This is a genomic window from Alteribacillus bidgolensis (genome assembly GCF_002886255.1).
GTDB lineage: Bacteria > Bacillota > Bacilli > Bacillales > Marinococcaceae > Alteribacillus > Alteribacillus bidgolensis.
Map to the genome: position 1 here is coordinate 2,897,280 of NZ_KZ614149.1, position 17,505 is coordinate 2,914,784.

Below are 17,505 nucleotides of genomic sequence, written 5' to 3' on the forward strand. Positions count from 1 at the left end.
ATTTCTACCATCCACATGGCCTAAATTCTGTAAAACAAGTGTTGGACATGTATTTCAATGGAGCTAACAAGACAGCTTTATGATTGCTGCCTTGTTAGCAGTTTTTCTTTTTATAAACAATTATTGTCTTGCCTCTTCCCATTTGCTTTGTGATATATCTTCTAACTCTTCCCAGGTCATTTCTCCACTTAAATATTTCTGGATATAAGCTCCCAACACATTATCTGTCCAAGCACTAGGATATCCCATAAATACCCATCCGATCGTTTTCCCTTCGTCAGCATATTGATAGATTTCCTGAGATAGAGGGTCAGCTATTTGTGATGTATCATACCCTTCATATGCCGGGATAAATTTAAAGTCATTTAAGACTACTTCTTTGCCGGTTTCTGATGTATACAACCAATCCAAGAAGTCTTTTGATGCCTCGATGACTTCATCATCACTATTGTTATTTACAGCCCAATAGTTAGGAACTCCTACCGGAAGACTTCCTTCATGTCCTTCAACTGGGATTGGTATTATACCAATATTATTTTTGGCAAATTCTGGATCCATTTCATAAATAGCATTGTATACCCAGTTTCCTTGTTGAATCATGGCTACTCCCTCAAGAGAAAACAGCTCTTCTACTTGCTGCGAATAATCAAGACTTATGGAAGGCTGCACAGAGTATTGATTTTGCAGATCAAGAAACCTTTTCATTTCATCGCCTTTTTCGAATGCTATTGTTTCCGCTTCATAAGCATCTAAAGGATTATCATTGAATTCTGGAGCAACAAACGCGTTTGATAAATGGTTTCCAGTCACCCATTTTTCTTTGGCGGGAAGAGCGAACACTGCTTCAATTCCTAATTTTTCTTTGTGGTTGTCTAACGTTTCAACCGCGTCCTCTAAATCTTCAAATGTAAGAATGTCATCCGGATTAATGCCTGCTTTTTCAAAGATTGTTTTATTATAAATTAATCCGTATCCTTCCTGGTTATAAGGTAATCCGTGAACCTCTTCGCCATCTGTAACACTTTCAAGTGTACCTTCAAGAGCGGCATCTGCCGCTTTTGTATCTGATAAGTCTGTCAGGTAATCTTTATATTCTTCCACAACAGATGGTCCTTCGACATTAAAAATATCCGGTTCTTCCCCTGATGCGAATGCTGACTTAAGTGCACTGCCATAGTCGTTTCCGCCACCGACCGTTTTTACATTGATATTTACACCAGGATTTTCTTCCTCATACTGCTTTACGATATCTTCAAACTGCTCTTTAAATTCTACTTTATATTGGAAGATATCTACTGTAACTTGATCTTCTGATGCGGCACTGGACGATCCTTCGTCATTAGAAGATGAACACCCTGCTAATACACTAGATAGTAACAAAGCCGAAGCGACTCCTGCATAAAACTTTTTCCCTTTCAAATAAACCCTCTCCTTCCCATTAAATAAATCCGCTTTCACCTTAAACAATAACGTCTCTTACTAATCATGATCTTCATACCTTTATGAAAAAGTAAACGATTACAAAAGTGAACTAAAAAAATAAAAACTTAAATTACATTCTTTATTTTATCAACCCTCTCAAAATGTTTAGATTTTTCGAAAAGTAAACGATTACAACTATGGTTGAATTCTATATTACTTCTGTTAAATTTGTCAATCTTTTTTTGTTTATTTTAGGATCTATTTGACAAAAATAATAGGTTGGAATATGATAATTGTCAATAGTTAAGTAATCGTTTACAATTTACAAGAATTGCGAGGATTAAAAATATGCCTACCATTAAAGATGTTGCCAAACACGCAAACGTTTCCGTGGCTACCGTTTCTAGAGTCTTAAGTAACACGGGATCCGTAACAGAAAAAAATAAACAGATTGTGTTAAAAGCTGTTAAGGAATTAAATTATAAACCAAATGCCCTGGGGCGTTATTTAAGAACAGCTCATACCAATACAATATTAGTAGTGGTGCCTGATCTCGCCAATCCCTTTTTCTCAAATATATTGAAAGGGATTCAAACGCTTGCCAATGAGAAAGATTATGAGGTACTAATAATGGACGCAGAACAGACCAATTTCGATAATGTGAAATGCTTTAATATGTTACAACAAAAACAAGTCGATGGCTTAATTATGCTTACATCAAGAGTTGACCGCGATGTTCTACTAGATATGTGTGAAAACCATAATATAGTACTGGCTTGCGAATACTTTGAAGACGCTACCATTCCTACTGTTTCTATAGATAATATAAGTGCTGCGCGTAAAATAACCGAACATCTCATTCATTTAAATTACAAGAACGTGGCTCATATTACCGGCCCAATGAATACGGTGTTAGGTATAGATAGACTTCGAGGATTTAAACAAGCATTACAATCAAATAGTCTTCCTATTAAAACGTCTTATATTCAAGAGGGAGATTTCAACATAGAATCAGGATACAATATCATGTATAAGCTTTTATCTATGGAAGCTCGACCGGATGCTGTATTTGCAGCGAACGATGAAATGGCTATGGGGGCTATTAAAGCTGCAGAAACATTACGTGTAAAAGTTCCTGAGGATGTTGCTGTAGTAGGTTTTGATGACATAAAAATGGCTTCCATGTTTACTCCTCAATTAACAACGATTTCACAACCAGCATTTAAAATTGGACAGAAATCCATGTCTCTCTTATTAGACCTATTGAATAAAGAACCTTTAACGCAATTCCAATATGTGTTAGAAGACACTTTAGTAGTGCGTGAATCATGCGGTCACTATTTAAGTAAGCGTCAACAAACGACCTGATATTTTTACCCTTGTCCACATAAACTATTATATACTCTAGTCAAGTAGAATGCAGAATCCTTTGTATTTCTGCTTTAGAAGGTCGTTGCGTTTGTATTTAAATCAGACTTACTCATTTTTTTCGGTTCCTGTAAAGACATTATTCTTGCTCCAACTTCTGGGGTGTGCATATCTGGAATTTTAAAAATATCCTCCATACCGATTATTAAAACGTCGGGCTAAGTTTTTCGTGATTTCTGTGTTGTTTTTGATCCTCTCCTACTGGAACATAGTCTGCTTGGTAAAGTAGTATATCTGCAGCCATAAGAGGAGAATAAGCAAGCAGCCCCAGGGATGGACTCACCATGACGTTGAGATTTATCTTTATACTGTGCCATTCGTTCAAGTTCACCGACATAATATAACGTAGTCATAACCCAACCTAATGCAGCGTACTCTGGAACTTCAGATCAAATAATGTTATTTTTTTTAGGATCAGGACCAATCCGCTCACTCTGCGTCCATCACCACTGACAATGACCGTCCCATTAAGAGACATTATCCGATTCATAACCAATGCAGGAGCCAGATCACCGCCAACTACAATTGTATCAACATCACATTTTTGAATAGAACAGCCCAATAATTGAAGATCGATTACTTCCTGAATAGTTTCCTCAACAGAATTTTCCTGATTAAACAAATGGTCCAACACAATTTCGGTCTAGCCATTCTTCTAAAAGGGACGATTGCATGTGCCATTGATAACCTGGATCTGCAATTAGTAATCGGGATCATTTATCAACCAAATCTCGTTTTTGGCACCGCGTTACAGCAATTTCTAGAACAGCTGCGTGATCAATTACATCATCCGAAAAAATTTGACTAACGCATTTAAACGTTTCATAGGAGGTTGCACGTATTAAATTTCATGTAACTATGCAGGATATACAGTCTATAGATACCTCTGCCTCGTTTTGTGTTAGAGATTACTATATCCCCTTCAAATTTATGGGATTTTTGTATTTCATTAGGAATATAATGGAATAATACCTAAATTAAATAGAAAAAAGCATACATATCATTTCCTATAATTGTTTATTTGATATTTAATTAACAAAAATATTTTATTTTAGTTTAAACAATGATAGAATAGGGAATAAGTATAATAACAAAAAAGTAGAAACATTCATTATTCAGAAAATTCCGAATGGAGGGATTTTTGTGATAAAAAAGGTGTTTTTTCTGAAACCAAAGAGAACGTGGCATGACTATAATGTTTTTGAACGTAAAATGTGGGCACAGCTCTTTACGGAAAAAAAATCAGAATTACGAAGACGGTTTGGTCATTCCATCGAATGTTATAGAATAGCAAAACGTTATGCAGATAACGAAATGAGACGTTTGGGACAAGTGAAAGATATATCTGATGCAAACAAAAACACTGACGTAGTTGTGGAATTTTCTGCAAGAAGAAAAGAAAAAGTTGGATAATAATACAAACAATTCAGACTTCAGCTGCCAGAATGGGAATGAGAAGTTTCAGTATAAAGTCAAGAACCTGTGGATTTACTACGTTAAAATCCGAGTATAAAAAAGCCTAATTTCTCGATTATAACCCTGAGAAATTAGGCTTTAATTATTTCATAAACGTTAAAGCATGTTACTTTTGCTGAATAATCAGTATAACTCATTTCCAAATATGATAAAAAACGTGAAGAGGGAAAGCCATATAAAGCAGCTATCATTGCTTGCTCCAACAAGCTCATTCATTGGATTTATGCCTTATTGGCAATCTATTACGAAAATGGGCTTTTCTTTTGTAATTAACTTTTTAACAATAAAACACTATTAATTATGACCCACTATTGAGTGCGGTACATATGGCTCTTCCAAGTACACAACTTCTTCAGGCGTTAGCGAAACCGAAAGAGCAGCTACTGCACCTTCAAGATGAGAGAATTTTGTAGCACCGACAATTGGAGCTGTTACCGGTTCTTTCTGCAGTAACCAGGCAAGTGCAATTTGAGCGCGTGGAACACCATGCTTTTCAGCGAGTCTGGCCACACGTTCTACTATTAATCTATCAGCATCTGCTGTTGCATCATAATTCTCTTTTTGAATTGGATCTGTTTCCGAACGTTCTGTGGTTTCCGATCAATCACGTGTTAACCTCCCTGATGCAAGTGGACTAAATGGAGTAACGCCAATTTTTTCTTCCTTACAAAGCGGAAGCATCTCCCTTTCTTCTTCACTACAGAAGGTTCAGATGGTTGCATGGATACAAACTTAGTCCAGCCGTTTTTCTCCGCAATATGATTTGCCTTTAGAAACTGCCATGCATACATCGCAGAAGCACCAATGTATCTCGCTTTCCCGGATTTTACCACATCATGCAATGCTTCCATCGTTTCTTCAATCGGGGTGTTGTAATCCCAACGGTGAATCATATAGAGATCGACATAATCGGTTCCAAGCCGTTTAAGGCTTATATCAATTTCGCTCATAATTGCCTTCCGAGAAAGTCCAGCACCATTTGGACCGTCATGCATTTGATAATAAACTTTTGTCGTAAGGACATTTCATCCCGATTTGCAAAATCTCTTAAAGCACGTCCCACAATTTCCTCATTCGCTCCGTTTGAATACATATTTGCTGTATCAAAGAAATTGATCCCTAATTCTAGTGCCTTTTTAATAATCGGACGGCTTTTCTCTTCATCAAGTACCTATTTATGATGAACGCTCTGCATCACCAAAACCCATGGTACCCAGACAAATTCGTGATACATCTAAACCAGTATTTTCAATTTTCACATATTCCATGAGTTTTATCCCTCTTTCTAATAAATATAATAAAGTCAATAAACCTTGGTCTAAAAAAGTGATATAAACAATAAACTTTTCTAGTTAAGTATAATCCTTCACAATTTCACGCCCCAACATTAACATAAATATCCAGTTTTGTTTGAAAGTTTTATTCCGTTAAATGACCCGTTCGATTAGAAGGTTGACCAGTTATTCTGTTTAACTTTTTTTATGAATTATTCTTAACCCGGGGTAGGACGCTATGGCCCGTGGGACCTCAATCCCGTCCGTAATACTGTCCATCCCATACTTGAACTCGTATAACAAGCGATGCGGATGATGAGTATGGACATCTTTCTCAATGAATTCAATAATAGTGTACATTTGAATCTTAATAAGATTCTCAAGAATTACGCAATTGAACATATGTACTTAATAAAGAAATTTTAGTTTAAATAATGAGAGAATAGGGAATAAGTATATTAATAACAAAATACAAAACATTTATTATTCAGAAAATTCCGAATGGAGGGATTTTTATGATGAAAAAGGTGTTTTTTCTGAAACCAAAGAGAACGTGGCATGACTACAATGTTTTTGAACGTAAAATGTGGGCACAGCTCTTTACGGAAAAAAAATCAGAATTACGAAGACGGTTTGGTCATTCCATCGAATGTTATAGAATAGCAAAACGTTATGCAGATAACGAAATGAGATGTTTGGGACAAGTGAAAGATATATCTGATGCAAACAAAATCACTGACGTAGTTGTGGAATTTTCTACAAGAAGAAGGGAAAAAGTTGGATAATAATACAAACAATTCAGATGGCAGCTGGCAGAATGAGAATAAGAAGTTTCAGTATAACCTGTGGATTTACTACGTTAAAATCCGAGTATAAAAAAGCCTAATTTCTCGATTATAATCCTGAGAAATTAGGCTCTAATTATTTCATATATGATATTCTTCTTCAATACCAAAAGCATCTATCCCAACTAGACAAAGAGATAGATGCCCTGGCAAAAGAATGTAACGAATATAAAATCATCCGATAATCCCCGGTGTTGGTGGAAAAGAATTGCTGCCACAATCATTCCGAAATTGGGATTAGCATGCGCAATTTTATTGTAACACGACTTTTAACTTAAATGGAATAACACCGATTTTTTCTTCCCATACCGTTGTAGATATTGCTCAACAAACACACGTGGATCGAGCTGTAAATTTTCGTGGTATTGTGGTCAGCGATCCCCTATCTTTTGAAAACCATGAAGATGGCTTTACTAAGTTACTAGAATGGATAAATCAATTAAAAAACACCAAAGACCTTGATACAGAAATCGTTGGTATGGAACCTACTGGACATTACTGGTTAAACCCGTCTCAATGGCTTTTATGATAGAGATATTGATGTTGTATCCGTTTATCCCCATCTTGTTAAAAAGAATAAAGAAAACAGAGATAATACTCAGTTTCGAAAATATCTATAACTTACAATTGAATACTAGTTCCTACATTATTTTCAATAGCTTTTTTATAAAAATATTTGGCTACAACAATATCCACAACAGCTAATCCAACTGATTTAAACACGGTGATTTCTTGATCGCTGACTCTGCCCTTATATTCTCCGTTTACAATTTGCCCAAGCTCTCCATAGATGTCGCTTGGCTTAAAAACGCCTTCGTTAACCGGAACTAGTAAATCGCCAGTCTCTTCTAATGCTGCTTCTCTAGATTCCACTACTACTTTGTCGGCTAGAGAAATTACATGAGATGGTAACTCTTGCATTGTTGGTCTAAATGAACCTACTGCATTGACATGAACACCCGGTTTTAATGACTCTGAAAAAACCGGTGTTGAAGAGTTGGTTGTAGTTACAATAATGTCAGCTTCGCGTACTGCTTCGTTTGGGTCCGAATATACTCTTACACGTTTATTAAATTTCTTTCTAATATATTCATTAAATTCTTGTGCTTTTTGTTCTGTTCGGTTATAAAGTAAAATCTCTTCAATGTCTCGAACAGCGAGTACAGCTTCAACCAGACCTTTTGCTTGTTCTCCTGTACCTATAATACATAACTTTTTTGAATCTTGACGGGATAAATATTTCGTTGCTACACCTGATAAGGCGCCTGTTCTAATCATTGTTAAATAAGAGCCTTCCAAAAGAGCGGTGGGTTCTCCTGTTTTGAAGTCTGATAGCATCACAATACCATTTATGGTTTTCTTCCCTAATTTCTTGTTATTTGGAGCTACGGTTACTACTTTTAATCCAAGGCTCTCGAGTTCTTCAGCCACAGAAGGCATTACTAATGCAGTATTTTGACCACCATCAAATGGTAAGGCGGCACGAATAGGTGTAACTGTTCTTTCTTCTGAAAATTCCTTTAATGAGACAGCTGTGCATTCAATGACCTCATTCATATCTACTAAATTTTTTTGTTCATCAGTATTTAAGATTAACATACTTTTTCATCCTTTCCTGCTGATATCCAACCTGTATCTTTTTCACTTGAGAAATCGAAAGCCAATTTGTCTGTAACGGCCTAAGCCAAAACCGTTGATCCAGAAAACCCTTTAAAATAAATCGCCATTTGCTGGTCGTTCTACTAAATGATGCATGTTATACTACTCTAGAATTTCCCGCAGTTTGTACAAGTTTAAATAAAATATCTAACCCCATCGATGTCATTTTCAATGATAATTCTGCATTTAGCCCTTTTTCTGCAATCACTTCAATTGCGTGCACACCAGCAACAGATTTCCTTGCCTCTTATTCATCAATAAACTCCCCTAAGTGATCAACAATAACTATAAAATCTTATTAATTTTTTAACTTGTTCAGCTGCATTATCAATATCTACTCCTACCACGAAGCGTGATACTTCAAATCGGAAACCATAATTCTTTGCTGCTTTTATAAAAGACTTATTATTAGAAAAAATAAAAAGAAATTACGGATTACTTGCTCCAATTAATTCTCCTCACAACAATTATTTTGTTTCCCACAAATTTTCCTAATAATTCTTTGAATTCATTCGGATCACGGCTTTGCATTAACATGGAATCGGTCATAACGAAGGGCTTCAATTGGAATCGATGTATCATTTTCATTGATCATTTCTTCGATTACTTTACCTGTAATCGCAGCTAAGCTTATTCCATCCCCTTCATGTCCTGCTGCTATATAAAACCCTGGTACCTTTTCAACATTTGAAATAATTGGAAGGTGATCAGCTGTCCATGGTCGTAATCCTGCGTATGTTCTTATAACAGTCATATCCTCTATTTTAGGGAAGAAACGAACAGCTCTTTTTGCTACATATTTGATTACTTCATGATCTACTTTTGTTTCATATCCATTAAATTGACGACTACTACCAATTAAAAAGTTTTGACTTACCGTAGGTTCGAAAACTAACGCAACGCCATATTTATCAGTTACTGGATCTACGTGTCTCTCCCCACCAAACTTTGAAATGAGGTAGCCAAATTCCATTACATTTCTAACTGTAACAGGCTGTTGTCTTGAAGCTACAATTACGTGACCTTTACGCGGTTTTATTGGAATGTCAATACCTAACATCTCTCCGATAAATGGAGCCCATACACCACAAGCATTGACCACCTTATTGGCGGTAAAGGTTCCGTTATTTGTCTCGATTACAAATTGATTTACTTGGTTTTTATAAAGATTTTTCACTTCCGTATTCGTATGTATTTTCGCATCGAATTGTTTGGCACGATGAATCATCGAATAGGTTAACATATAGGGGTTTACTATAGAATCAGTTCTACACTCCAGCCCACCACGGAGATCATCTGCGAAGTAATCAGATTCATTGCGTAGGTCTTCCCGATCCAACATTCGAAAATCTAAACCCGCCTCTTGTTGTTGCTGCACCCATTTTTGTGCAGCTTCCATTTCCGTATCATTTTCACAAACTAAAACACTACCAGGACTCCGATATTCAAATGGGATTTCAAGTTCATTATTTAATTCATTGACCATTTGTTGACTTTTTAGAGACATTTGACTATCAAATCCCGGATCTTTATCCACTGCCAAAATGTTTCCATCGCACTTAGAGGATGTACCACTAGCCAGTTCTTTCTTTTCAAGCACCGTTATGTCTAAGCCAGATTTTGAGCAATAGTAAGCGATCGATGAACCGATAATCCCGCCCCCGATTACAACGACATCGCGATGACATATGTTCGTCATGTTATTCCTCCTTGCCTATTAGTAACAACTGATCTTTCTTTATTCGATTGATAAGCGTCCCATTGCTTCAAAATTTTCTTTCTTCCTGCTTCTATTTTCGGATGAAATTGTATATGTGCACTATCCCTGGTCTGTTCAGTCCATTCAATAGAATTTTTAATTTCACCATCTAATTCATCCATTCCAGCATAGTGCGCCATTGATAAACCTGCCGTTCTCCCCTGCGCAGCAGCAACCTTTGCTCCTTCAATCCCAGTGATATTCCCTGCAACATACAGTCCTACCAGAGGGGTTTCCATCCGTTCATTATGTAAAGGAACATAACCTCCTAATTCCTCCACTAAATAAAATGGACAACCTGCAACTGCTGCTAGTTCAGCTAATGGGTATAAACCTCCGGCAATACAAACGAAATCTACTGGAATATGTTCCTCACTACCAGAAACCACTTCTCCATCAGCATTAATCGTTGCCAATGTTACTCCTTCTACTTCATTTTCACCATAAATTTCGGTGACAGCTTTTCGAAGTTGAATTGGAATATCCCACATTTTCACTCCTTTTTTAGGATAGAACTTAACCCCAAATTTTTTCATAAAGTCATTCTTCATTAACTTACTCCCATATCGAATGAATGGAGATGGGGCCATATGGGATACATGAAGAAGAGAATCTAGAACTTCTTTTGGTTTACCTGAATCCTGTGTCATTTGGTTCGTTTTTGGTAAAGTAAGAGAAGCTACCTCTACGCCAGCTAGTTGTAACTCCATCGCAATAGCAGCCGAAAGAACATTCACACCGATAATAACCCCACGCTCTCCGGGTTTAACGCGGTGAACATTTGTCATTACCTGTGCAGCTCCAACCGACATCACCCCAGGTAACGTCCAACCAGGTACAGGTATAGGAGCTTCTGCTGCACCCGTTGCTAATAACAGACTAGGCGTATGAAATGTGTCCCTTTCTGTATAAATAGTCCATATTCCATTTGAATTTTCGATGTTATTTACAGCTGTGTTTAAATGAAAATTCACACCAAGATCAACTGCTTTTTTATACAATTTATTTGATTCTTTAATTCCATTCCACCAGTTCCCATTCGGTTCTTCATAAAGCTGTCCTAGTAATCGGCCACCAGCTCTCATATACTCATCAATGACAACAACCTCTAACCCCTTTTCTGCACAAGTAACAGCCGCTGTTAAACCTGCAGGTCCAGCTCCTATAATGATTGCGTTATCCATTTTCCAGTCCTCCATCTTCTATACGGGGAGTTTGTAGTTGGCCACCACTTTCTACAATCATTCCATCTTTTACAGGTGTAAGACATGCCCGGATTCCCTGCTGACCATCTACTGAAACTCTACACTCATAGCAATGGCCAATATTACAATAAATACCTCTTGATGCCCCGCTTTTTTCGTGGTGTCGCAGGGTGCGAATTCCATTGGCTAAAAGTGCGGCAGCCAAAGATTCATTTTCCAATCCTTTATAGACCCTATGATTAAACGTGAAGGAGACATAATTATCATCCTCGATCTTACCGAGTATAGGGTGGTCTAAGATTCTTCGCGTCATTTATATTACCCTCCTAAATTTTCAAAGCTAATCGGGCGTATAGGTGGCTGATATTTCAATGATACAGAGGTTCGATTTTGATCATTTGCTGTTGTAGCAGCTATTTTATCCACCATAGTCCGACATGATCTTCCACCACAATACCCCATACCTGCTCTAGTACGAAGCTTTAATTCCCTAGCCGAACATTTATACTCGGCAGCTGTAGTCTCCAATTCCTCGTAACTTACTTCTTCACACCTGCATATGATCATTTCATCTTCTTTCACTTGAAACACCTCCATTAAATTAAATTATTTGTGCGTGAATGAAAGTTACTTAGTAATTAATGCTAAAATTATGAATGATAAGTTAGGAAACCTCTTCCCCTCCTATATCGAACTTTCTTTCTTCTGGCTTTTTCATAACAGCTACAATAGTACCGATCACAGCTCCAATCAGTCCCGTAATGATCCATCCTGCCCCACTACTGAACAATGGAATAAAAGAAAAGGTTTTACTAATAAAATCTGCAAAAACATTCGCTTCTTTTAAAGCATCTAACAATGCAACAAATCCACTACCCATAATCGAGCCTACATATACGGATTGATAACCTTTAAATAGATTATTGGTAAAGGAAAGAATAATTAATGTAATCGCTATTGGATATAAAAGAAGTAAAATTGGTGACGCTAACTCAAGTATGGTATTCAAACCAAAATTGGTAATTATTAAACTAAGAACAGCTAATAGTGTTACCCATTTTTCATAAGAGATATTTGGATAGATTCTATTAAAATATTCTCCTACTGATGATAAGCACGCTATATTTGTCGTTATTCCGGTTAAAAATATAACCGAACCGATCAAGAATATACCGACGTATCCAAATAGATGGATGGCACTGTCTGCTAACACTTCTCCACCATTGCCTGCATATCCAATGGCATCTACACTTGAGGCTCCTATCCAAGCTAAAGATAACTGCAAAAGAGCCAAACTAATTACAGTTATAACGCCAGCTTTAATAAAAACAATGGATGTTGCTTTTTTCCCTTCAATGCCCAAAACTTTGATAGACTTAATAAAAATACCTCCGAATATAAACGCGGCAAGAACATCCATTGTATAATACCCTTGAACAAATCCTCTGAAAAACGTTTCTTGTATGTATGGGTCTTTGGGTTCTCCAAAACTCCCCATCGGAGTAATGAATGACTTAACTACTAATATGATTAAAAGCGTAGCAAATACAGGTGTGATCACTTTACCTAACCTATCTACAAACTTGCTTGGATTAAGAGAAAGCAAGACAGTTAGTAAAATAAAGAGAAAAGAAAAGAGAAATAAGAATAATTTACTTGTCTGACCCATCTCTGTGATAATAGGATACACTGATATTTCATATACCACTGATGTAGTTCTTGGGATAACGTATATTGGTCCTAAAGTTAAAAATAGGGCAATGGAAAATAACATACCGAACTTTGGATGTACTCTTGCGGCAAGATTCTCTACTGTGCCCCCCGATATAGCTAAAGCTATAACCGCTAATAAGACAAGACCGACACCTGTAATCAAAAACCCTGACATCGCAATCCACGTGTTCGTTCCTGCAAGTTGACCTACCATGGGTGCAAATATTGTGTTACCTGCCCCAAGAAACATCGCTAATAGCATAAGACCAATTACTATTAGTCGTCCTGTCGATAAAGTACTTTTCATTTAAAGCCCTCCTAATTATTTTACCCTTCTTATTCATCCTTTCTACCCAACGCACTCCTGTAACCGTTTTCAATAAAATAAACATAGCGTCAGCCATAACTGCTTCCTAACATACAAATGTTGCGGTTGGCCACAATCACTCCTAGCGATACCCTATCTATGGCAATATAGCATCTGTAAACCCATGTAAGGTTATTGAGCCAAGAATATCTAACCCCCTTCAAATTAATTTAATTAATACTACAAATAACATCTAAAATTGAAGTTACACTTAAATTTTTAGTTAAAAAAATAATACTCAAATAAGATATTTAAACGCTAAATAACTTCACCATTACTAGGTTAATATGTTACAATTATTTTTATCAAATTAAAGTGAAAATTAAAATGTTTTAAGTCACACTTTAATTTTTAATCATAATGTTATTATACTTACTATTTTCTTAAAAATCAAATATTTTTTCAGAAAATTTTAACACACCCATATTTTATAGATTATTCCGCATATAACCGATATATTCTTTCAAAGAGCTTTTAATGAGTAAAACTTTAAACCAAGAATTAAATACCACTTAAGTTAAAAAAATAATTTGAACTCAAATTTGGTATTTAAAACTTAAGTAGAAATAAACTTTTTAAGTGATGCTTAAATTATAAAATGAAACTAATGAAGTCATCAAATGCTTTGTAAGAACATATCACACATGATTTAATTTTATCATTCTAAGCTCTTATAACATTAAGGATTTTGATATACGTAATTCATTTAACCTAAATCCTCTCTAACGTTTACAAGAAAACTAGCTTATTTCTATAATTTCTTACACTAATCTATATTTGGGGGTATAAAAATGGATCCAGAATTAGGGAATCTAATAAAAAGACTCCGTAAGGAGAAAAAAATGACATTGAAGGAAGTCTCCGAAAAAACGAATTTATCTATAAGCTTCTTATCCCAAGTAGAACGTTCTCTTTGTTCCATTACGTTACTCTCCTTACGAAAATTATCTGAAGCTCTTGGTGTCAGCCCCAGTTATTTCTTTCCTGACACTATACAAATTGACAAAGATATGATCAGAAGAGCAACTGAAAAACAAACGGAACATAAGTCATCCTTTACTTATTCAGATCTATCTGGTAATGTATCAAATCCCTTGTTTACGCCAATTCTAGTTACCTTATTACCTGGAGATAAACGAGGCACACCTTTTTCTCATGAAGGGCAGGAATTTATTTATGTTATCAATGGAATCATGACTATCATTCTTGATGACACTGAATACGATCTGTACCCTGGGGACAGCATTCATATGGATTCAACCAGACCTCACAACTGGTTTAACAAAACAGACAAACCTACTAATTTTTTATTTATTAGTGCTGCTACCTCTCGTGATTAATTTTTAAACAAAAAGTTCAACAAAACGGCTATCTGAACTGGTAGCCATTTTTAATATATTTTACACATTGATCTCCGTCCAATGTTTAACATTATATACTTCAAAAAAAGAATAGATAAATGTTGGTTTATAAACAGTTTTATCATTTTTTGTATTGTTCCACTAAAGCTGAACAAGGAAGTCCCTATTCATTTATGAACTTTTCTTTCGCTAAATGAGTTATTTTTCTAATAAAGTCGTCTTACCTTCAGTATAAGCCTCCCTGTCGTGTTTTTATAGGTTTCAGCTAATTTTAACTTCAACCTTTCATATTCACTTGCGACAGAAGGGTTTACTTTAAGATAATCCCTAAAATATATTCTATCCCATAAAAATTCTTGTTCCTTTGTCCCTATATGAACATGGAAGGATATTTTTTCTAATCCAGCTGGAGAATACCCCTTAGGACAATATGCGCTCGCCTATGATGTATTTCCCAATCCAACCGACACACGTACATTCACTCCTTTTCTAGATAAAATGGAGAAAAGCTTCTTTGAGTTACCCCAATATATCGTCGCTGATGCAGGCTATGGAAGCGAGCAAAATGATGAAAATATTCTAAACCATCGAAAACGTACGCCACTCATCACGTATAACTTGTATCGTAAAGAGAAGAAAAAGAATTATAAGGAAAATCCATTTAACATTTCCAACTGGGACTATGATCAAGAAGACGATTCATTCACCTGTCCAAACGGGAAAAAATTGACCTTTCGCTATACGTCAAACCGAACGGATAAAGCAGGATTTCAACGAACATTTAAAGTCTATGAATGTGAAGACTGTTCTGGTTGTCCCTTACGATCCAAGTGTACAAAAGCAAAGGAAGGAAAGAATCGAAAGGTTTATTACAACAAAAAATGGGAAAACCAAAAAGCATATAGAAGAGAAAGCTTTCGGAAACGAAAAAGGGTGAAATCTATGGTAAGCGTAAGATAGATGTAGAGCCAGTCTTTTTGAAGGCTAATTTGTGTTTCTTCCGAATGTCGGTAAGAGGTAAAGAAAAAGTAGAAAATGAACTAGGATTTGCATTCATGGCGGTAAACTTGAGAAAGTATACCGCCTCCACATTTCATGGACCCCTGAATAATAACCAAAAAAGATTCCGATTATCAAAAAACGATAATCGGAATCTTTTTTACTATTTCGGGCTAGTTATGTCCCAGCCTCCTCGATTGTTGAAGAAGTGACAATTACTATTGAGTTTTTCCTAATGATATTTATTGTATTTTATCTTTGGAATGTGCAATATTATTAATTCCCATTTAAATGATAGATTAGTTGCACAACGCCAGAGGAGAACGTTCTTGTATTAACCATTTTTAAATTCAACCTCTGTTTTATATCAATAAACAACGGTTTTCCTTCTCCCAAAATAACAGGGTGAACAGATAATCTAAATTCATCAACAAGCTCTAAATTGATAAAAGTTGTAATAAGACTTGCTCCACCATATAACCAGATGTCTTTACCAGGCTTATTCTTTAATTTATTTACTTCTTCAAGAATATTATCATTTATGAATATTGCTTTATTATCAGTCCCTTTTTGCGTTCTGGAAAACACATATTTTTCTTTACTATGAACTAATTCCCAAATTTCTTTTTCAGTATCAGTATCTTCAATTTCTGGAGTAAATTGTCCCCATAAATCGTAGCTTTTTCTTCCATATAAAATAGTATCAATTTGATTTAAGAAATTAATAAACCCCATCTCAGAGTCCATAATGCACCAATCAACTTCCCCATTTTTCCCTTCAATAAAACCATCTAAAGTAACTGCTAAATCTAAAATTATTCTTCTTGGTCTTACGTTATTAGACATAATTGTTCCTCCCTTTAATCATTTAGATATTATTTCTCCCCGCCAAGTTTTTTATATTTTCGTTATTTACAGCATTTATTTCTGAATAACGTTACTGATTTCTTACTCAGAATAGCGCCCGTGGGACCTCGATCCCGTCCGTAATACTGTCCACCCCCTACTTGTAGAAACATGTTTGAGGCTGGTTGGGGCACAGATCCCGCATAACAAGCGAAGCTATGAAACTACAAGGTAGGACTAGGGGCTGCCGGCTAATTAAATGAAGGGGACGTGATAACAAATGGATCCAGTCATTGGCCTGGATGTCGCAAAAGGAAAAAGCCAAGTACAAGCCTTTTTACAGAAGAAAAAACCTTACAAGAAAAGTTTTGTTTTTGATCATAACGTGTTAGGCTTGCATGACTTTTATCGGTTCTATCAAGAGGTGCAAGAAGTTTCAAGACTTCCTCCGGCAGTCGTTTTTGAATCTACGGGACATTATCATGAACCTGTTTTACAGTCCTTAGAGGACCACCAAATTGTTTACTATTTAGTTAATCCCGTTCTTTCCTATGAAGCGAAAAAGACGAGTTTAAGGAAAGTAAAAACAGATGCGATCGATGCCTTTCATTTAGGGGACTTTACTACAGAAATGAGGACCTCGAACCCTTCCAAAAGAAAAGCGTTCGCACTATGAATTTGCGTAATCTAACCCATCAACATGAATCTCTAACAGGGACCTATGTACAAACCAAACTCCAATTTCTAACGATATTAGATCAAGTTTTCCCTGAATATAAAAAGGTATTCGGATCCTTATATTCGCCTACTTCTTTATCAACATTACTTTATTATCAAACACCTCAAGGTGTAAATGAGGAAACGGCTGATGAAATCGCTGAAATGATTCTTAAACAAGGGGTGAAACGCTCCTATAAATGGGCTTTAGAGAAAGCTCATAAGCTAAAGGAAGCAGCTGATAGAGACCCTTTTAAACGTAACTTATATACAAGTCACATCGTTAGTCTTACGATGTACATTAACCCTCTTCTTCAATACCAAAAGCACCTATCCAAACTAGACAAAGAGATAGATGCATGGCAGAAGAATTTGAAGAATATAAAATGATCCAATCGATCCCCGGTATTGGCGGAAAAATTGCGGCAACAATC

General features: G+C 36.0%; 21 protein-coding genes and 4 pseudogenes. 10 read left to right on the top strand and 15 right to left on the bottom strand.

Annotation, left to right across the window (positions count from 1 at the left end):
- Positions 1-120: 120 nt before the first annotated feature.
- Positions 121-1,419 (bottom strand): ABC transporter substrate-binding protein, encoded by a 1,299-nt coding sequence (locus CEF16_RS14350; protein ID WP_091587048.1) that lies wholly within the window; start codon positions 1,417-1,419, stop codon positions 121-123.
- Between the two features lie 351 nt (positions 1,420-1,770).
- Here CEF16_RS14350 and CEF16_RS14355 point away from each other — a divergent pair, with 351 nt between their 5' ends.
- Positions 1,771-2,790, top strand: a complete 1,020-nt coding sequence (locus CEF16_RS14355; protein ID WP_091587049.1) for a LacI family DNA-binding transcriptional regulator — start codon at positions 1,771-1,773, stop codon at positions 2,788-2,790.
- A gap of 86 nt (positions 2,791-2,876) precedes the next feature.
- On the opposite strand, the pseudogene CEF16_RS14360 reads toward CEF16_RS14355, so the two are convergent.
- Positions 2,877-3,239, bottom strand: a pseudogene (locus CEF16_RS14360) (tryptophan--tRNA ligase); the annotation flags it as partial.
- A complete protein-coding gene (locus CEF16_RS24085; RefSeq protein WP_211295862.1) occupies positions 3,212-3,481 on the bottom strand; it encodes a hypothetical protein in 270 nt (89 codons plus the stop codon). The gene CEF16_RS24085 and the pseudogene CEF16_RS14360, both read right to left, overlap by 28 nt.
- Between CEF16_RS24085 and CEF16_RS23325 the strand changes: the two genes are divergently transcribed.
- Both CEF16_RS23325 and CEF16_RS14370 read left to right on the top strand, forming a co-directional pair.
- The gene (locus CEF16_RS23325; protein WP_139185998.1) at positions 3,473-3,658 is read left to right on the top strand and encodes a hypothetical protein; all 186 of its coding nucleotides are present in this window, start codon (positions 3,473-3,475) and stop codon (positions 3,656-3,658) included. The genes CEF16_RS24085 and CEF16_RS23325 overlap by 9 nt on opposite strands.
- A 335-nt stretch (positions 3,659-3,993) precedes the next feature.
- Positions 3,994-4,263: a hypothetical protein gene (locus tag CEF16_RS14370; RefSeq protein WP_091587051.1), complete on the top strand. Its 270-nt coding sequence runs from the start codon at positions 3,994-3,996 to the stop codon at positions 4,261-4,263.
- Between the two features lie 357 nt (positions 4,264-4,620).
- Here the strand turns inward: CEF16_RS14370 and CEF16_RS24905 are convergent, their stop codons facing one another.
- The 3 genes from CEF16_RS24905 to CEF16_RS25520 form a co-directional block, all read right to left on the bottom strand.
- Positions 4,621-4,836, bottom strand: coding sequence for an aldo/keto reductase (locus tag CEF16_RS24905; RefSeq protein ID WP_254781015.1), 216 nt, complete (start codon positions 4,834-4,836; stop codon positions 4,621-4,623).
- A 101-nt stretch (positions 4,837-4,937) separates the two neighbouring features.
- Complete coding sequence (locus CEF16_RS25515) at positions 4,938-5,276, bottom strand: aldo/keto reductase (protein WP_483860543.1); 339 nt, start codon at positions 5,274-5,276, stop codon at positions 4,938-4,940.
- Positions 5,273-5,470, bottom strand: a complete 198-nt coding sequence (locus CEF16_RS25520; RefSeq protein ID WP_342750504.1) for an aldo/keto reductase — start codon at positions 5,468-5,470, stop codon at positions 5,273-5,275. Before CEF16_RS25520 ends, CEF16_RS25515 begins: the two co-directional genes overlap by 4 nt.
- A gap of 645 nt (positions 5,471-6,115) precedes the next feature.
- Between CEF16_RS25520 and CEF16_RS14380 the strand changes: the two genes are divergently transcribed.
- The 3 genes and pseudogenes from CEF16_RS14380 to CEF16_RS14385 form a co-directional block, all read left to right on the top strand.
- Positions 6,116-6,385, top strand: a complete 270-nt coding sequence (locus CEF16_RS14380) for a hypothetical protein (protein WP_091587052.1) — start codon at positions 6,116-6,118, stop codon at positions 6,383-6,385.
- 149 nt (positions 6,386-6,534) lie between these two features.
- Positions 6,535-6,682 (top strand): annotated as a pseudogene (locus tag CEF16_RS25345) (IS110 family transposase); the annotation flags it as partial.
- A gap of 46 nt (positions 6,683-6,728) precedes the next feature.
- A pseudogene (locus CEF16_RS14385) lies at positions 6,729-7,047 on the top strand (IS110 family transposase); the annotation flags it as partial.
- Positions 7,048-7,066: 19 nt separating this feature from the next.
- On the opposite strand, the gene CEF16_RS14390 reads toward CEF16_RS14385, so the two are convergent.
- The 7 genes from CEF16_RS14390 to brnQ form a co-directional block, all read right to left on the bottom strand.
- Positions 7,067-8,044, bottom strand: a complete 978-nt coding sequence (locus CEF16_RS14390; protein ID WP_091587053.1) for an ornithine cyclodeaminase family protein — start codon at positions 8,042-8,044, stop codon at positions 7,067-7,069.
- 157 nt (positions 8,045-8,201) lie between these two features.
- A complete protein-coding gene (locus tag CEF16_RS24915; RefSeq protein ID WP_281259178.1) occupies positions 8,202-8,327 on the bottom strand; it encodes a hypothetical protein in 126 nt (41 codons plus the stop codon).
- 294 nt (positions 8,328-8,621) lie between these two features.
- On the bottom strand, positions 8,622-9,803 hold the full coding sequence (locus CEF16_RS14395; RefSeq protein ID WP_091587054.1) for an NAD(P)/FAD-dependent oxidoreductase: 1,182 nt from the start codon (positions 9,801-9,803) through the stop codon (positions 8,622-8,624).
- Positions 9,800-11,047 carry an NAD(P)/FAD-dependent oxidoreductase gene (locus CEF16_RS14400; protein ID WP_091587055.1) on the bottom strand — a complete coding sequence of 416 codons (1,248 nt, stop codon included), beginning with the start codon at positions 11,045-11,047 and terminating at the stop codon, positions 9,800-9,802. Before CEF16_RS14400 ends, CEF16_RS14395 begins: the two co-directional genes overlap by 4 nt.
- The gene (locus tag CEF16_RS14405; RefSeq protein ID WP_091587056.1) at positions 11,040-11,381 is read right to left on the bottom strand and encodes a (2Fe-2S)-binding protein; all 342 of its coding nucleotides are present in this window, start codon (positions 11,379-11,381) and stop codon (positions 11,040-11,042) included. Before CEF16_RS14405 ends, CEF16_RS14400 begins: the two co-directional genes overlap by 8 nt.
- Before the next feature lie 5 nt (positions 11,382-11,386).
- Positions 11,387-11,650: a (2Fe-2S)-binding protein gene (locus CEF16_RS14410; protein WP_091587057.1), complete on the bottom strand. Its 264-nt coding sequence runs from the start codon at positions 11,648-11,650 to the stop codon at positions 11,387-11,389.
- Positions 11,651-11,732: 82 nt separating this feature from the next.
- On the bottom strand, positions 11,733-13,088 hold the full coding sequence (brnQ, locus tag CEF16_RS14415; protein ID WP_091587058.1) for a branched-chain amino acid transport system II carrier protein: 1,356 nt from the start codon (positions 13,086-13,088) through the stop codon (positions 11,733-11,735).
- 851 nt (positions 13,089-13,939) lie between these two features.
- Between brnQ and CEF16_RS14420 the strand changes: the two genes are divergently transcribed.
- On the top strand, positions 13,940-14,488 hold the full coding sequence (locus tag CEF16_RS14420; RefSeq protein ID WP_091587059.1) for a helix-turn-helix domain-containing protein: 549 nt from the start codon (positions 13,940-13,942) through the stop codon (positions 14,486-14,488).
- Between the two features lie 227 nt (positions 14,489-14,715).
- Here CEF16_RS14420 and CEF16_RS25350 read toward each other — a convergent pair whose 3' ends face one another.
- Positions 14,716-14,901, bottom strand: coding sequence for a GrpB family protein (locus CEF16_RS25350; RefSeq protein WP_091587106.1), 186 nt, complete (start codon positions 14,899-14,901; stop codon positions 14,716-14,718).
- Between the two features lie 31 nt (positions 14,902-14,932).
- Between CEF16_RS25350 and CEF16_RS14430 the strand changes: the two are divergent.
- Positions 14,933-15,720 (top strand): annotated as a pseudogene (locus tag CEF16_RS14430) (transposase); the annotation flags it as partial.
- Positions 15,721-15,784: 64 nt separating this feature from the next.
- On the opposite strand, the gene CEF16_RS14435 reads toward CEF16_RS14430, so the two are convergent.
- Positions 15,785-16,354 (bottom strand): dihydrofolate reductase family protein, encoded by a 570-nt coding sequence (locus tag CEF16_RS14435; protein WP_091587060.1) that lies wholly within the window; start codon positions 16,352-16,354, stop codon positions 15,785-15,787.
- A gap of 280 nt (positions 16,355-16,634) precedes the next feature.
- On the opposite strand from CEF16_RS14435, the gene CEF16_RS24920 reads away from it, so the two are divergent.
- Positions 16,635-17,030, top strand: a complete 396-nt coding sequence (locus CEF16_RS24920; RefSeq protein WP_281259180.1) for an IS110 family transposase — start codon at positions 16,635-16,637, stop codon at positions 17,028-17,030.
- Entirely contained in the window at positions 17,027-17,461 is a 435-nt protein-coding gene (locus tag CEF16_RS24925) for a hypothetical protein (protein WP_281259181.1), read from the top strand. The genes CEF16_RS24920 and CEF16_RS24925 overlap by 4 nt, the downstream gene beginning before the upstream one ends.
- The last annotated feature ends 44 nt before the right edge of the window (positions 17,462-17,505 follow it).

Bases quoted from the DNA above. Each gene is read 5' to 3' on its own strand.
- CEF16_RS14355 (WP_091587049.1), top strand. From the start codon at position 1,771: ATGCCTACCATTAAAGATGTTGCCAAACACGCAAACGTTTCCGTGGCT.
- CEF16_RS23325 (WP_139185998.1), top strand. From the start codon at position 3,473: ATGGTCCAACACAATTTCGGTCTAGCCATTCTTCTAAAAGGGACGATT.
- CEF16_RS25515 (WP_483860543.1), bottom strand. From the start codon at position 5,276: ATGAGCGAAATTGATATAAGCCTTAAACGGCTTGGAACCGATTATGTC.
- CEF16_RS14380 (WP_091587052.1), top strand. From the start codon at position 6,116: ATGATGAAAAAGGTGTTTTTTCTGAAACCAAAGAGAACGTGGCATGAC.
- CEF16_RS14390 (WP_091587053.1), bottom strand. From the start codon at position 8,044: ATGTTAATCTTAAATACTGATGAACAAAAAAATTTAGTAGATATGAAT.
- CEF16_RS14395 (WP_091587054.1), bottom strand. From the start codon at position 9,803: ATGACGAACATATGTCATCGCGATGTCGTTGTAATCGGGGGCGGGATT.
- CEF16_RS14400 (WP_091587055.1), bottom strand. From the start codon at position 11,047: ATGGATAACGCAATCATTATAGGAGCTGGACCTGCAGGTTTAACAGCG.
- CEF16_RS14405 (WP_091587056.1), bottom strand. From the start codon at position 11,381: ATGACGCGAAGAATCTTAGACCACCCTATACTCGGTAAGATCGAGGAT.
- brnQ (WP_091587058.1), bottom strand. From the start codon at position 13,088: ATGAAAAGTACTTTATCGACAGGACGACTAATAGTAATTGGTCTTATG.
- CEF16_RS14420 (WP_091587059.1), top strand. From the start codon at position 13,940: ATGGATCCAGAATTAGGGAATCTAATAAAAAGACTCCGTAAGGAGAAA.
- CEF16_RS14435 (WP_091587060.1), bottom strand. From the start codon at position 16,354: ATGTCTAATAACGTAAGACCAAGAAGAATAATTTTAGATTTAGCAGTT.
- CEF16_RS24920 (WP_281259180.1), top strand. From the start codon at position 16,635: ATGGATCCAGTCATTGGCCTGGATGTCGCAAAAGGAAAAAGCCAAGTA.
- CEF16_RS24925 (WP_281259181.1), top strand. From the start codon at position 17,027: ATGAATTTGCGTAATCTAACCCATCAACATGAATCTCTAACAGGGACC.